Annotated in this window: 12 protein-coding genes; 7 read left to right on the top strand and 5 right to left on the bottom strand. The window is 62.1% G+C overall.

Annotation, left to right across the window (positions count from 1 at the left end; genetic code table 11):
- Nucleotide 1 precedes the first annotated feature (1 nt).
- The 5 genes from PPGU16_RS25800 to PPGU16_RS25780 all read right to left on the bottom strand — a co-directional run bounded on the left by PPGU16_RS25800 (nucleotide 2) and on the right by PPGU16_RS25780 (nucleotide 4,262).
- Nucleotides 2-706, bottom strand: a complete 705-nt coding sequence (locus PPGU16_RS25800; RefSeq protein ID WP_180723229.1) for a succinate dehydrogenase iron-sulfur subunit — start codon at nucleotides 704-706, stop codon at nucleotides 2-4.
- Nucleotides 707-741: 35 nt separating this feature from the next.
- Nucleotides 742-2,517: a succinate dehydrogenase flavoprotein subunit gene (gene sdhA, locus PPGU16_RS25795; RefSeq protein ID WP_180723228.1), complete on the bottom strand. Its 1,776-nt coding sequence runs from the start codon at nucleotides 2,515-2,517 to the stop codon at nucleotides 742-744.
- Between the two features lie 3 nt (nucleotides 2,518-2,520).
- Nucleotides 2,521-2,889 (bottom strand): succinate dehydrogenase, hydrophobic membrane anchor protein, encoded by a 369-nt coding sequence (sdhD, locus tag PPGU16_RS25790; protein ID WP_180723227.1) that lies wholly within the window; start codon nucleotides 2,887-2,889, stop codon nucleotides 2,521-2,523.
- A 4-nt stretch (nucleotides 2,890-2,893) separates the two neighbouring features.
- Nucleotides 2,894-3,310: a succinate dehydrogenase, cytochrome b556 subunit gene (gene sdhC, locus PPGU16_RS25785; protein WP_180723226.1), complete on the bottom strand. Its 417-nt coding sequence runs from the start codon at nucleotides 3,308-3,310 to the stop codon at nucleotides 2,894-2,896.
- 151 nt (nucleotides 3,311-3,461) lie between these two features.
- Nucleotides 3,462-4,262: a GntR family transcriptional regulator gene (locus PPGU16_RS25780; protein WP_180723225.1), complete on the bottom strand. Its 801-nt coding sequence runs from the start codon at nucleotides 4,260-4,262 to the stop codon at nucleotides 3,462-3,464.
- 548 nt (nucleotides 4,263-4,810) lie between these two features.
- On the opposite strand from PPGU16_RS25780, the gene PPGU16_RS25775 reads away from it, so the two are divergent.
- The 7 genes from PPGU16_RS25775 (at nucleotide 4,811) to acnA (ending at nucleotide 13,952) form a co-directional block, all read left to right on the top strand.
- Complete coding sequence (locus tag PPGU16_RS25775) at nucleotides 4,811-5,794, top strand: malate dehydrogenase (protein ID WP_180723224.1); 984 nt, start codon at nucleotides 4,811-4,813, stop codon at nucleotides 5,792-5,794.
- Between the two features lie 208 nt (nucleotides 5,795-6,002).
- Nucleotides 6,003-7,010, top strand: coding sequence for an HpcH/HpaI aldolase/citrate lyase family protein (locus tag PPGU16_RS25770; RefSeq protein WP_180723223.1), 1,008 nt, complete (start codon nucleotides 6,003-6,005; stop codon nucleotides 7,008-7,010).
- Nucleotides 7,007-7,918, top strand: coding sequence for a methylisocitrate lyase (gene prpB / locus PPGU16_RS25765; protein WP_180723222.1), 912 nt, complete (start codon nucleotides 7,007-7,009; stop codon nucleotides 7,916-7,918). The genes PPGU16_RS25770 and prpB overlap by 4 nt, the downstream gene beginning before the upstream one ends.
- A gap of 25 nt (nucleotides 7,919-7,943) precedes the next feature.
- Nucleotides 7,944-9,119 carry a bifunctional 2-methylcitrate synthase/citrate synthase gene (gene prpC, locus PPGU16_RS25760; RefSeq protein WP_180723221.1) on the top strand — a complete coding sequence of 392 codons (1,176 nt, stop codon included), beginning with the start codon at nucleotides 7,944-7,946 and terminating at the stop codon, nucleotides 9,117-9,119.
- Nucleotides 9,120-9,221: 102 nt separating this feature from the next.
- A complete protein-coding gene (locus PPGU16_RS25755; RefSeq protein ID WP_180723220.1) occupies nucleotides 9,222-9,707 on the top strand; it encodes a hypothetical protein in 486 nt (161 codons plus the stop codon).
- Nucleotides 9,708-9,732: 25 nt separating this feature from the next.
- The gene (locus PPGU16_RS25750; RefSeq protein ID WP_180723219.1) at nucleotides 9,733-11,184 is read left to right on the top strand and encodes a bifunctional 2-methylcitrate dehydratase/aconitate hydratase; all 1,452 of its coding nucleotides are present in this window, start codon (nucleotides 9,733-9,735) and stop codon (nucleotides 11,182-11,184) included.
- Between the two features lie 50 nt (nucleotides 11,185-11,234).
- A complete protein-coding gene (gene acnA / locus PPGU16_RS25745; protein ID WP_180723218.1) occupies nucleotides 11,235-13,952 on the top strand; it encodes an aconitate hydratase AcnA in 2,718 nt (905 codons plus the stop codon).
- Nucleotides 13,953-14,142: the final 190 nt, after the last annotated feature.

Raw genomic sequence — 14,142 nt, 5'->3', positions numbered from 1 at the left:
CTCAGACAGCCCGGCGGACCATCAATTCCTTGATCTTGCCGATCGCCTTGGTCGGGTTGAGCCCCTTCGGGCACACGTCGACGCAGTTCATGATCGTATGGCAACGGAACAGACGGTACGGATCTTCCAGGTTGTCCAGCCGCTCGCCCGTCGCTTCATCACGGCTGTCCGCGATGAAGCGATAGGCTTGCAGCAGCCCCGCCGGGCCGACGAACTTGTCCGGATTCCACCAGAAGCTCGGGCACGACGTCGAGCAGCTCGCGCACAGAATGCACTCGTACAGCCCGTCCAGCTCGTCACGCTCTTCCGGCGACTGCAGACGCTCCTTCTCCGGCGGCGGCGTGTCGTTGATCAGATACGGCTTGATCGAGTGATACTGGTTGAAGAACTGCGTCATGTCGACAATCATGTCGCGAATCACCGGCAGGCCGGGGAGCGGTCGCAGCACGATCTTCTGCGGCAGATCGTTCAGGTTCGTCAGGCAGGCAAGACCGTTCTTGCCGTTGATGTTCATCGCGTCCGAGCCGCACACGCCTTCGCGGCACGAGCGACGGAACGACAGCGTTTCGTCCAGTGCCTTCAGTTTCACCAGCGCGTCGAGCAGCATGCGCTCGTGCGAGTCGATCTCGATCTCGTACGTCTGCATGCGCGGCGCGGCGTCCTTGTCCGGGTCGTAGCGGTAGATTTCGAATGTACGCTTGGCCATGGTGTGGGGTCCTTTGTGCTTTAGAAGGTACGCGCTTAGAAGGTTCGTGCCTTCGGCGGCACCGATTCGACCGTCAGCGGGTTCATGTGCACCGGCTTGTAGTCGAGGCGGTCGCCTTCGCTGTACCACAGCGTGTGGCGCAGCCAGTTCTCGTCGTCGCGATGTTCGAAGTCGTTCTGCGCGTGCGCGCCACGGCTTTCCTTGCGCGCTTCGGCCGACACCATCGTCGCGCGCGCGACTTCGATCAGGTTCTCCACTTCGAGCGCTTCCACGCGCGCCGTGTTGAACACCTTCGACTTGTCCTTCAGGTGGATGTTGTCCACACGCGCGGCCACTTCGCGAATGCGCTCGACGCCTTCGGCCAGCAGCGCCGACGTACGGAACACGCCTGCGTGCTTTTGCATCGTCGAGCGGATATCGTTCGCCACGTTCTGCGCGTATTCGCCCGAGCTGGATTTGTCCAGCTTCGCCAGACGCGAGAGCGCGAAGTCAGCGGCATCCGCGGGCAGCGGCTTGTGCTCCTTGACTTCCTTCACGTGCTTGACGATATGGTTGCCGGCCGCGCGGCCGAACACCACCAGGTCGAGCAGCGAGTTCGTGCCCAGGCGGTTCGCGCCGTGCACCGACACGCACGAGCATTCGCCCACGGCGTAGAAACCGTTGATCGGGTCTTCGTGGCCCTTGGCCGTACCGACCACCTGACCGTGAATATTGGTCGGAATGCCGCCCATCTGGTAATGGATGGTCGGCACAACCGGGATCGGTTCCTTGATGCAGTCGACGTTCGCGAACTTCAGCGCGATTTCGCGGATCGACGGCAGACGCTTCATGATCGTCTCGGCGCCGATGTGCGACAGGTCCAGCAGCACGTGGTCCTTGTTCGGACCGACGCCACGGCCTTCCTTGATTTCCTGGTCCATCGAGCGCGAGACGAAGTCGCGCGGCGCCAGATCCTTCAGCGTCGGCGCGTAGCGCTCCATGAAGCGCTCGCCGTCCGAGTTACGCAGGATGCCGCCTTCGCCGCGCACGCCTTCCGTAATCAGCACGCCCGCGCCGGCGACGCCCGTCGGGTGGAATTGCCAGAATTCCATGTCTTCGAGCGGGATGCCCGCGCGTGCGGCCATACCGAGGCCGTCACCCGTGTTGATGAACGCATTGGTCGAGGCCGCGAAGATCCGGCCCGCGCCGCCCGTGGCGAACAGCGTGGTCTTGCCTTCAAGGATGTAGACGTCGCCCGTTTCCATTTCCAGCGCGGTCACGCCGAGCACGTCGCCTTCGGCGTCGCGGATCAGGTCCAGCGCCATCCATTCGACGAAGAACGTGGTCTTGGCCGCGACGTTCTGCTGGTACAGCGTGTGCAAGAGTGCGTGACCGGTCCGGTCAGCGGCTGCGCACGCGCGTTGCACGGGCTTCTCACCGTAGTTGGCCGTGTGGCCGCCGAACGGACGCTGATAGATCGTGCCATCCGCGTTACGGTCGAACGGCATGCCGAAGTGTTCGAGTTCGTAGACGGCGTTCGGTGCTTCGCGGCACATGAACTCGATCGCGTCCTGGTCGCCGAGCCAGTCGGAGCCCTTGATCGTGTCGTAGAAGTGGTAGTGCCAGTTGTCTTCGCTCATGTTGCCGAGCGACGCGCCGATGCCGCCTTGCGCCGCGACCGTGTGCGAACGCGTCGGGAACACTTTCGACAGCACGCAGACGGAGAGACCCGCACGTGCGAGTTGCAGCGATGCGCGCATTCCGGAGCCGCCTGCGCCGACGATCACCACATCAAACTTGCGACGCGGCAGGGAATTCTTGATTGCAGCCATTCTTTACACTCTCCAGAGAATCTGCGCAGCGTAGCCCGCACACGCGAGCAGCCAGACGATCGTCAACGCCTGCAGCAGAAGCCGCGTGCCAACGGGCTTGATGTAGTCCATCCAGATATCGCGGATGCCGACCCACGCGTGATAGAACAGCGCCAGCAGCGTGACGAAGGTGGCGAGCTTCATCCACTGCGTGGCGAAGATCCCGGCCCAGCCGTCGTAAGAGAATGCGTGCGCGCCGAAGAACCAGGCGAGCAGGATGACGGTGTACACGGCCATGATGACGGCCGTGATGCGCTGCGCGAGCCAGTCGCGCAGGCCATAGTGCGCGCCCACGACGAGGCGCTTCGAACCAATCCGGTTATTGGAGGACATGTTTTTAGAATGCTCCGAACAGTTTGAGCGCGAAGGCGATCGTCAGGATCGACGACACTACCAGCACGACGACTGACGTGCTCTTGCCGCGCTCTTTCGACACCGCGTCGTGGTTCATGTCCATCGTCAGATGGCGCACGCCCGCGCAGAAGTGGAACAGGAACGCCCAGGCCAGCACCAGCACGATCAGCTTGACGATGATGTTGGACAGGAAGCCCTTGAACACCTCGTAGCTCAGCTCGGAGGTCAGGCTCTGGTCAAAGAGGTACAGCAGGAACGGAAGGAAGATGAACAGCAGGCCGCCGCTCACGCGGTGAAGAATCGACACCCGCCCCGCGAGAGGAAGACGGTATGCCGTCAATATCTGCCCGATACCGATGTTCCGGTATTCCGGCCTCGGTTTTTTTACGGCTTCTACCATGCTAGACCCCTACTTGTAGTCACACTAATCCGCAATTTTAGCGCCTTTTCATTTCGCGCTGCAGCGTAACACTGCTCTGGCGAGCGTGCTGCGAAGCGCGCATGAAGGCCCGCGCAAGCCTTGCCGCAAGCCCACGGCAACGCTTCTTCGTTCAACTCAAATCGTTCTGATAGTAATACCCGGTTGTGACATACCATCCGCGCCGCACTTCGACGGGACGGTCACCATAGGTATAGGACACGCGCTCCACGGACAGCAACGGAAATCCCGTCGGCACGTGCAGAAGATCGGCAACGGATGGGTCCGCGGCGACGGCGCGAATCTTCTCGGACGCGCGAATCATGCGCGTGCCGAACTCCGTTTCGAACATGGCGTAGAGCGGCCCCTTGTACTCCGACAGGCGCTCGAGCGTCAGCCCGCGGAACACGCCGCCCGGCAGCCAGATCTCGTCGAGCACCGTGTCTTCACCGTCGAACGTCAAAAGACGTTTGATCAGCACGACGGGATCGGCCGGCTTCAGATCCAGTTGCCGCGCGATATCCGCCGACGCGCGCAAGCGCCGGCATTCGAGCAGCCGGCTGATATGCGGATGCTCGGCGCCGTCGTCGGCGAGAAGGCGGAGAAAGCGAAACTGCGCACGCTCTTCGTTGTGCGTAGCAACAAAGGTGCCTTTCCCCTGGCGGCGCACCAGCAGATTGTCGGCGGCAAGCTCGTCGATCGCCTTGCGCACCGTGCCCTGGCTGACCTTGTAACGCGCGGCCAGTTCGACTTCACTGGGAATGATCTCGCCCGGCTTCCATTCACCTGACTCGAGGCTCTGCGTAATGAGCGCCTTGATCTGCCGATAGAGAGGACTGAATGTCGGCGACGGCGCCGGCGTCGAGACAGGCGCAGCCTCGCCCGCGCCGGACGCGCCGGGAGGGTTCGCTGTGCTGGCCGGGTTCGAATTCATGCGCGCATTTCAACACAAAGCGCCTCGTGCCGTCCAGATTTTTTGCCGTAATAGATATGTCTTATATAAGACATAAGATACGGTTGACTTTGTGTCGCCCGACTCCTACACTCCTTGTCGAGCAAGGGTTTGCGGGTTGTGTCGCGCATTTTTGACAGCACTTTATGTCAACAGCATGATGCACCGAAAGGCCACCCTGCATCACGCTGTTCCCTCACGCAGTTCAGGTTTCGCTTCGCCCCGCATTGACCGGCAAGTGCGCCGCAATGCCCCGCCGAAACGCGCTGTTTGCAGGAGCCCGCGCCATGCAGCGGCCTTTGATGTGGCGTCTATGATGACACTACTCGCTGCAAGCACCGCCCATCCCCGCGCTCGGCAGCACAGATTACCCGGCACGGCGGCTTCGCCGGCTGCGTGCCTTCGGGCCTCTTCGGACCGCCCGCAGGGCTCGCGCAGCAAATTCGCCGTGCTAAAACCACGCTTCGCTTAACGCGCATATAGAATGGCGTTTTCCCTAGCGTTCAACGCATCGTCCTGGAGATTTCTCAATGGCTAAGCCCGCAAAGCGCGTTGCCGTCACCGGCGCCGCAGGTCAAATCGGTTACTCCCTGCTGTTCCGCATCGCCAATGGCGACATGCTCGGCAAGGATCAACCGGTCATCCTGCAACTGCTGGACCTGCCGCAAGCGCAAGCCGCCGTCAAAGGCGTCGTGATGGAACTCGAAGACTGCGCGTTCCCGCTGCTCGCGGGTGTCGTGGTCACTGACGATCCCAAGGTTGCGTTCAAGGATGCCGACGTCGCCCTGCTGGTCGGCGCGCGTCCGCGTTCGAAAGGCATGGAGCGCAAGGACCTGCTGTCGGCCAACGCCGAAATCTTCACGGTGCAAGGCAAGGCACTGAATGAAGTGGCGAGCCGCGACGTGAAGGTACTGGTGGTCGGCAACCCGGCCAACACGAACGCCTACATCGCGATGAAGTCGGCACCGGATCTGCCGAAGAAGAACTTCACGGCCATGCTGCGCCTGGACCACAACCGCGCGCTGTCGCAACTGGCAGCCAAGTCGGGCAAGCCGGTTTCGTCGATCGAAAAGCTGGTCGTGTGGGGCAACCACTCGCCCACGATGTACCCGGATTTCCGCGTCGCGACGGCAGAAGGCCAGGACCTGACCAAGCTGATCAACGACGAAGAATGGAACCGCAACACGTTCATCCCGACGGTCGGCAAGCGCGGCGCGGCGATCATCGAAGCGCGCGGCCTGTCGTCGGCGGCTTCGGCAGCGAACGCAGCCATCGACCACGTGCGTGACTGGGTGCTTGGCACGAACGGCAAGTGGGTCACGATGGGCATTCCGTCGGACGGCTCGTACGGCATTCCCGAAGACATCGTCTACGGAGTGGCCGTGACGTGCGAAAACGGCGAATACAAGCGTGTCGAAGGCCTGCAGATCGACGCATTCGCGCGCGAAAAGATGGACAACACGCTGAACGAACTGCTCGAAGAGCGCGAAGGCGTCCAGCACCTGCTCGGCTAATCGCCTGATGCAGACAACCGGGACTCCGTTGCAGCGCGACGGGTTCCGGTTTTTTACGTGTGAATCCTGCATGACGTTTGCGCAGCAGGCGCATGCAGGGGTTCGCAACTGATCCGAGCGCGTTTTGATCCGACCGTCATATATCACGGTCACAAGGCACCAGAACGCACCCGAATCAGAATTTCCAAACAGTACCCACACGCCGACGATGCGCGCATTGACTCCCGCCGAAGTCCTGTTTGACGGCGAAGCGCCGCCCACTGTGCTGCCTGCCTGCGACCACTACGCAGGCAGCGAGAAGCTGATGCTCAAATCGCTCGCTCTGCAGCAGGAGCTGGGGCCTGTCTTCGATATCACGCTCGATTGCGAAGACGGCGCGCAAGTGGGCCGCGAAGCGGAACACGCGGAACTGGTCGCGTCGCTGCTGGGCAGCGAGCATGACCGTTTCGGCCGCGTCGGCGTGCGGATTCACGACTTCAACCACGCGCACTGGCGCGACGACGTGCGCCTCATCCTGCGCGCGGCGAAGCGCGCCCCTGCCTTCATCACACTGCCGAAAATCCGCAACGTGCCCGACGCCGCCGAAATGTGCGCGTTCATCGAGGCCACGCGGCGCGAACTCGGCGTCGCGAAACCCGTTCCCGTCCAGTTGCTGATCGAAACGCATGGCGCATTGACGCGCGTGTTCGATCTGGCCGCGCTGCCCGCCGTCGAGTCGCTGAGCTTCGGCCTGATGGACTTCGTCTCCGCGCACGACGGCGCCATTCCCGACACCGCCATGCGCTCACCGGGCCAGTTCGATCACCCGCTCGCGCGGCGCGCCAAGCTCGAGATTTCGGCGGCCTGCCACGCGCATGGCAAGGTGCCGTCGCACAACGTATCGACGGAAGTGCGCGACATGGGCGTCGTCGCGAACGACGCGCTGCGCGCCCGCAACGAGTTCGGTTACACGCGCATGTGGAGCATCCACCCGGCGCAAATTCCCGCGATCGTCTCGGCCTTCGCGCCGCGCGACGAAGAAATCGTTACGGCGACGGAAATCCTGCTCGCCGCGCAGTCTGCACAATGGGGCCCGACGCGCTACAACGACACGCTGCACGATCGCGCCAGCTATCGCTATTACTGGTCGGTGCTGCGCCGCGCCCGCACGACGGGCCGCAGCGTGCCCGCCGAAGCCGCGCCGCTGTTCGGGCCGAACGAGGAGTCCGCATCATGAGCACAGCCAATCCATCCGCGGGCGCCGCGTTCCGCGCAGCCGTCGCCGCCGAAAAACCGTTGCAGGTGGTCGGCGCGATCAACGCGAATCATGCGCTGCTCGCGCAACGCGCGGGCTTCAAGGCGATTTACGTGTCGGGCGGCGGCGTCGCGGCAGGCTCGCTGGGCTTGCCCGATCTCGGCATCTCGACGCTGGATGACGTTTTGACCGACGTGCGCCGCATCACCGACGTCTGCGATCTGCCGCTGCTGGTCGACGTCGACACGGGCTTCGGGCCGTCCGCGTTCAATATTGCGCGCACCGTGAAGGCGCTGACCAAGGCCGGCGCGGGCGCGATGCACATCGAAGACCAGGTTGGCGCGAAACGTTGCGGGCATCGGCCGGGCAAGGCGATCGTGACGCAGGACGAGATGGTCGACCGCATCAAGGCGGCTGTGGATGCGCGCACCGATCCCGACTTCGTCATCATGGCGCGCACCGATGCACTCGCCGTCGAAGGCCTGCAAGCGGCAATGGACCGCGCGATGGCCTGCGTCGAGGCCGGCGCCGACATGATCTTCCCGGAAGCGATGACGGAACTCGGCATGTACCGGCAGTTCGCGGCGGCCGTAAAGGTCCCGGTTCTCGCGAACATCACCGAATTCGGCGCAACGCCGCTCTTCACCGTCGAGGAACTACGCGGCGCGGATGTCTCGCTGGTGCTGTATCCGCTGTCGGCGTTCCGCGCAATGAACAAGGCCGCCGAAAACGTTTACACGGCCATTCGCCGCGACGGCACGCAAAAGCATGTCGTCGACACGATGCAGACGCGCGAAGAACTGTACGATCGCATCGGCTATCACGCGTACGAGCAGAAGCTCGATGCGCTGTTCAGCCAGAGCACGAGGAACAACGAGCAGGACAAGTAAGCGGCACATCAAGGAGACTCCTGGAATGAGCGATACGACGCAAGCGGCTGCAACGGGAACAACAAGCGGCTTCAAGCCGAAGAAATCCGTGGCCCTGTCGGGCGTGACGGCGGGCAATACCGCGCTGTGCACGGTCGGCAAGACGGGTAACGACCTGCACTACCGTGGGTACGACATTCTCGATATCGCGAGTGCCAGCGAATTCGAGGAAATCGCGTATCTGCTCGTGCACGGCAAGCTGCCCAATGTCGCCGAACTCGCCGCTTACAAGAAGAAGCTGAAAGCGCTGCGCGGCCTGCCCGCGAACGTGAAGGCCGCGCTCGAATGGATTCCCGCCGCCGCGCATCCGATGGACGTGATGCGCACGGGCGTCTCCGTGCTGGGCACGGTGCTGCCGGAAAAAGACGATCACAACCTGCCGGGCGCACGCGATATCGCCGACAAGCTGATGGCCTCGCTCGGCTCGATGCTGCTGTACTGGTATCACTACTCGCATAACGGCAAGCGGATCGAAGTCGAAACCGACGACGATTCGATCGGCGGCCACTTCCTGCATCTGCTGCATGGTGTGGAGCCGCCGAAGTCGTGGGTCGATGCGATGCATGTGTCGCTGAACCTGTACGCTGAACATGAATTCAACGCATCGACGTTCACCGGCCGCGTGATCGCGGGCACGGGCTCCGACATGTATTCGGCCATCACCGGCGCGATCGGCGCGCTACGCGGCCCGAAACACGGCGGCGCGAACGAAGTCGCGTTCGAGATCCAGTCGCGTTATCAGACGCCGGATGAGGCAGAAGCCGATATCCGCCGCCGCGTCGAGAACAAGGAAGTCGTGATCGGCTTCGGCCACCCGGTGTACACGATCTCCGATCCGCGCAACAAGGTCATCAAGGACGTGGCGAAGAAGCTGTCGAAAGAAGCGTCGAACACGAAGCTGTTCGAGATCGCCGAGCGCCTGGAAAGCGTGATGTGGGACGTCAAGAAGATGTTCCCGAATCTCGACTGGTTCAGCGCCGTGTCGTATCACATGATGGGCGTGCCGACGGCCATGTTCACGCCGCTGTTCGTGATCTCGCGCACGTCCGGCTGGGCGGCGCACATCATCGAGCAGCGCATCGACAACAAGATCATTCGACCCAGCGCAAATTACACCGGTCCGGAGAATTTGAAGTTCGTGGCGCTAAATAGGAGAAAATAGCGTCCGCTGTGCGCTCTCGGGGCGCGTGCAGTACCCCGGCGGTTGTGAAATTGCAATCGTGCACTGTTTAAACTCTGAAATTAGATAGAAAGGTTCTCTCCCATGAAAAAACTGCTGATCGCTACCGTTATTGGCGCTCTGTCTTCGACGCTGCTGGTGACGGCGCCCAGCGCGTTCGCACAATCGACCACCACGGCCAAGCCGAAGGCGCCGCAACCCAAGCGCCTGATCAAGCGCAAGCCGAATCCGGCCAAGGAAGCCAAGGTCGATCCGATTCCGGAAGGTGCGGAAAAGTGGTCGTGTAAAGAAGGTCTGTCGTTCGATCTGAAGGGCGACATGAAGCGTGACCAGATTGTGACAGTCCACTGGGGCAACAAGAACTACAACCTGCCGCGTGAAAACACGACGACGGGCGCAGACCGCTTCCACGACGCAGCAAGCGGCATGGATCTCGTCGTGATTCCGAGCAAGGCCATGCTGTTCTCGGACAAGGACAGCTCGCGTCTGGCCGACGAATGCGTGACGGCCGCCATGACGCAAGGCGCACCGGCGCCGACGCAGTCGAACGCCATCAACAAGGCTCAGTAACACGGGCCTAACAGGACAAACCTCGATGTCCGCACCTGTCTCCAACGTCCGGCCCGATCCGGACACAGTACTGGTCGATATCGTCGACTATGTGCTGAATCACAAGCTCGAGAGCGATCTCGCGCTGGAGACGGCGCGTAACTGCCTGATCGACACGCTCGGCTGCGGACTCGAGGCCCTGTCCTACCCTGCCTGCACCAAATTGATGGGACCGATCGTGCCCGGCACGATCGTCCCGAACGGCGCCAAGGTGCCGGGCACGCCGTTCCAGTTGGACCCGGTGCAAGCCGCGTTCAACATCGGCGCCATGATCCGTTGGCTCGACTTCAACGACACGTGGCTCGCGGCCGAATGGGGCCATCCGTCCGACAACCTCGGCGGCATTCTCGCGACGGCCGACTGGCTCTCGCGCACCGCCATCGCGAACGGCAAAAAGCCGCTCGTGATGAAAGACGTTTTGATCGGCATGATCAAGGCGCACGAAATTCAAGGCTGCATCGCGCTCGAAAACTCGTTCAACAAGGTCGGCCTCGACCATGTGCTGCTCGTGAAGCTCGCTTCGACGGCAGTGGTCGGCCAGTTGCTCGGACTGTCGCGCGATGAGCTGATCAACGCAGTCTCGCAGGCGCTTGTCGATGGACATGCGCTGCGCACTTACCGCCATGCGCCGAACACGGGCTCACGCAAGTCCTGGGCAGCAGGCGACGCCACCTCGCGCGCCGTACGTCTCGCGCTGATCGCGAAGACGGGAGAAATGGGCTATCCGTCTGTGCTGACCGCGAAAACGTGGGGCTTCTACGACGTACTGTTCAAGGGGCAGCCGTTCACATTCCAGCGCCCGTACGGGTCGTACGTGATGGAGAACGTGCTCTTCAAGATCTCGTTCCCCGCCGAATTCCACGCGCAAACGGCCGCTGAAGCAGCGATGACGCTGCACGAGCAGCTGCGCGCAAGCGGCAAGCGTATCGAAGACATCGCGAAGATCACGATCCGCACGCACGAAGCCGCCATCCGCATCATCGATAAACAAGGCCCACTGAACAATCCAGCCGACCGCGATCACTGCATCCAGTACATGATCGCCGTACCGCTGATTTTCGGTCGCCTGACGGCCGCCGACTACGAAGACGAAGTCGCGCGCGACCCGCGTATCGATGCGCTGCGTGACACGATGCAATGCGTGGAAGACCCGCAGTTCACGAAGGATTATCACGACCCTGACAAGCGCGCGATTGCGAACGCGCTGACAATCGGGTTCGCCGACGGATCGACGTTCGACGAAGTCGTTGTCGAATACCCGATCGGTCACAAGCGCCGCCGCGCCGAGGGCATCCCGCTGCTGGTCGAGAAGTTCAGGACGAATCTCGCGCGGCGCTTTCCGGCGAAGCAACAACAAGCGATCCTCGATGTGTCGCTGGACCAGGCGAAGTTGGAAGCAACGCCGGTCAATGAATACGTCGATCTGTACGTCATGTGAGTTCAGAAACGTAGCAACGTCATTTCCTCGAAAACCCCAGGAAAATTACCATGGCCCACAATCTCCACAAAACACTCAAGGAATTCGACAGCGGTTCCGGCAAAGGCAAGTTCTATTCGCTGCCGCAGCTTGGTAAGGCGCTGAACGTCAAGATCGACCGCTTGCCCGTGTCGATCCGCCTCGTGCTGGAATCGGTGCTGCGTAACTACGACGGCAAGAAGATCTCGGAAGAACACATCGAGCAGCTCGCGAACTGGAAGCCGGCGGCTTCGCGCGTCGACGAAATTCCGTTCGTCGTGGCTCGCGTCGTGCTGCAGGACTTCACGGGCGTGCCGCTGCTCGCCGACATCGCAGCCATGCGCGGCGTCGCGCAGCGCGCGGGCAAGAACCCGAAGTCGATCGAGCCGCTGGTCCCGGTCGATCTCGTCGTCGACCACTCGGTGCAGATCGACCACTTCCGCGAAAAGAATGCGCTGGATCTGAACATGAAGCTGGAATTCCAGCGCAACAACGAGCGCTACCAGTTCATGAAGTGGGGCATGCAGGCGTTCGACACGTTCAAGGTCGTGCCGCCGGGCGTCGGCATCGTTCACCAGGTGAACCTCGAATACCTCGCACGCGGCGTGCACAAGAAGTCTGAAGGCGGCGACAACGTCTATTACCCGGACACGCTGGTCGGCACGGACAGCCACACGACGATGATCAACGGCATCGGCGTGGTCGGCTGGGGCGTGGGCGGCATCGAAGCGGAAGCGGGCATGCTCGGCCAGCCGGTGTACTTCCTGACGCCGGACGTGGTCGGCGTGCACCTGAAGGGCAAGCTGCGCGAAGGCGTGACGGCGACCGACCTGGTCCTGACCATCACCGAACTGCTGCGCAAGGAAAAGGTTGTCGGCAAGTTCGTCGAGTTCTTCGGCGAAGGCACGCGCTCGCTGTCGCTGCCGGACCGCGCGACGATCGGCAACATGGCGCCGGAATACGGCGCGACGATGGGCTTCTTCCCGGTCGACGAAAAGACGATCGACTACTTCAAGGGCACGGGCCGCACGGACGCCGAAATCTCGGCTTTCGAAAACTACTTCAAGGCACAAGACCTCTTCGGCATTCCGGACGCAGGCGACATCGACTACACGAAGGTCGTCACGCTGGATCTGGGCACGGTGGCACCGTCGCTGGCCGGTCCGAAGCGTCCGCAAGACCGCATCGAGATCACCCACGTCAAGTCGACCTTCACCGACCTGTTCTCGAAGCCCGTCAATGAAAACGGCTTCGCGAAGAAGGCAGTCGACCTCGACGCGCAATACACGACGACCAACGGCGTGAACGTGAAGAACGGCGACATCCTGATCGCCGCGATCACGTCGTGCACGAACACGTCGAACCCGAGCGTGCTGCTCGCAGCGGGCCTGCTGGCGAAGAAAGCCGTCGAAGCCGGTCTGGAAGTGGCGCCGCACATCAAGACGTCGCTGGCACCGGGATCGCGTATCGTCACCGAGTACCTGACGAAGACGAACCTGCTGCAATACCTCGACAAGCTCGGCTTCACGCTGGCTGCGTACGGTTGCACGACCTGTATCGGCAACGCGGGCGACCTGACGCCGGAACTGAACGAAGCGATCACGAAGAACGACATCGTCGCGGCAGCCGTGCTGTCGGGCAACCGTAACTTCGAAGCGCGCATTCATCCGAACATCCGCGCGAACTTCCTGGCGTCGCCGCCGCTGGTCGTCGCTTACGCGATCGCGGGCAACATCACGCGCGACCTGATGACGGAACCCGTCGGCAAGGGCACGGGCGGCAAGGACATCTACCTCGGCGACATCTGGCCGACGAGCGAAGAAGTCAACGCGCTCCTCAAGTTCGCGCTGGACGCCGACGCGTTCCGCACGAACTATGCGCAGCTCACGAAGAAGGGCGACCTGTGGAGCAAGATCGAAGGCGAAGAAGGCCAGGTCTACGACTGGCCGAAGTCGACCTACATCGCGGAGCCGCCGTTCTTCGGCAAGGACTTCTCGATGGAGCCGGCTGCGAGCATCGCTGCCGTGAAGGGCGCGCGCGCACTGGGCATCTTCGGTGACTCGGTCACGACCGACCACATCTCGCCGGCAGGCTCGATCAAGGAAGACTCGCCCGCAGGCAAGTGGCTGAAGGCGAACGGCGTGCAGAAGGCCGACTTCAACAGCTACGGCTCGCGCCGCGGCAACCACGACGTGATGATGCGCGGCACGTTCGCGAACGTCCGTATCAAGAACCTGATGATCCCGGCGAAGGACGACGGTACGCGTGTCGAAGGCGGCCTGACGATCCATCAGCCGAGCGGCGAACAGCAGTCGATCTACGACGCAGCAATGAAGTACATCGACGCCGGCACCCCGACCATCGTGTTCGCGGGCGAAGAGTACGGCACGGGCTCGTCGCGTGACTGGGCAGCGAAGGGCACGCAGTTGCTGGGCGTGAAGGCTGTCGTCGCACGCAGCTTCGAGCGTATCCACCGTTCGAACCTGGTCGGCATGGGCGTTCTGCCGCTGCAGTTCAAGGGTACGGACAGCGTCCAGTCGCTGAACATCACGGGCGAAGAAACGTACGACGTCGAAGGCCTCGGCGACGACTTCAAACCGCAACAGGAAGTCACGCTGGTGATTCATCGCAAGGACGGTTCGGAGCAGCGTATTCAGGTGCTGCTGCGTATCGATACGCCGATCGAAGTCGACTACTACAAGCACGGTGGTATTCTGCCGTTCGTGCTGCGCTCGCTGCTTGCGGCGTAAGTTTGTAGCTTTGCAGGTGCTGCGTTCTCGTTGAGGACGCAGTGACTTTTAGAGGCCCGGTTTATCCGGGCTTTTTTTTTGGCAGATGGGGGATGGGGGAGGCGCGTTTCGGACCCCACAACTGCCGCTCGAACCGACGCCGCGGTAACGGCAGATCTGAAAGTACAACGGTGCATACAAGACGCTTGCC

Source organism: Paraburkholderia largidicola (assembly GCF_013426895.1).
GTDB classification, from domain to species: Bacteria; Pseudomonadota; Gammaproteobacteria; order Burkholderiales; family Burkholderiaceae; genus Paraburkholderia; species Paraburkholderia largidicola.
This window is presented reverse-complemented; position numbering and strand designations above follow the sequence as displayed.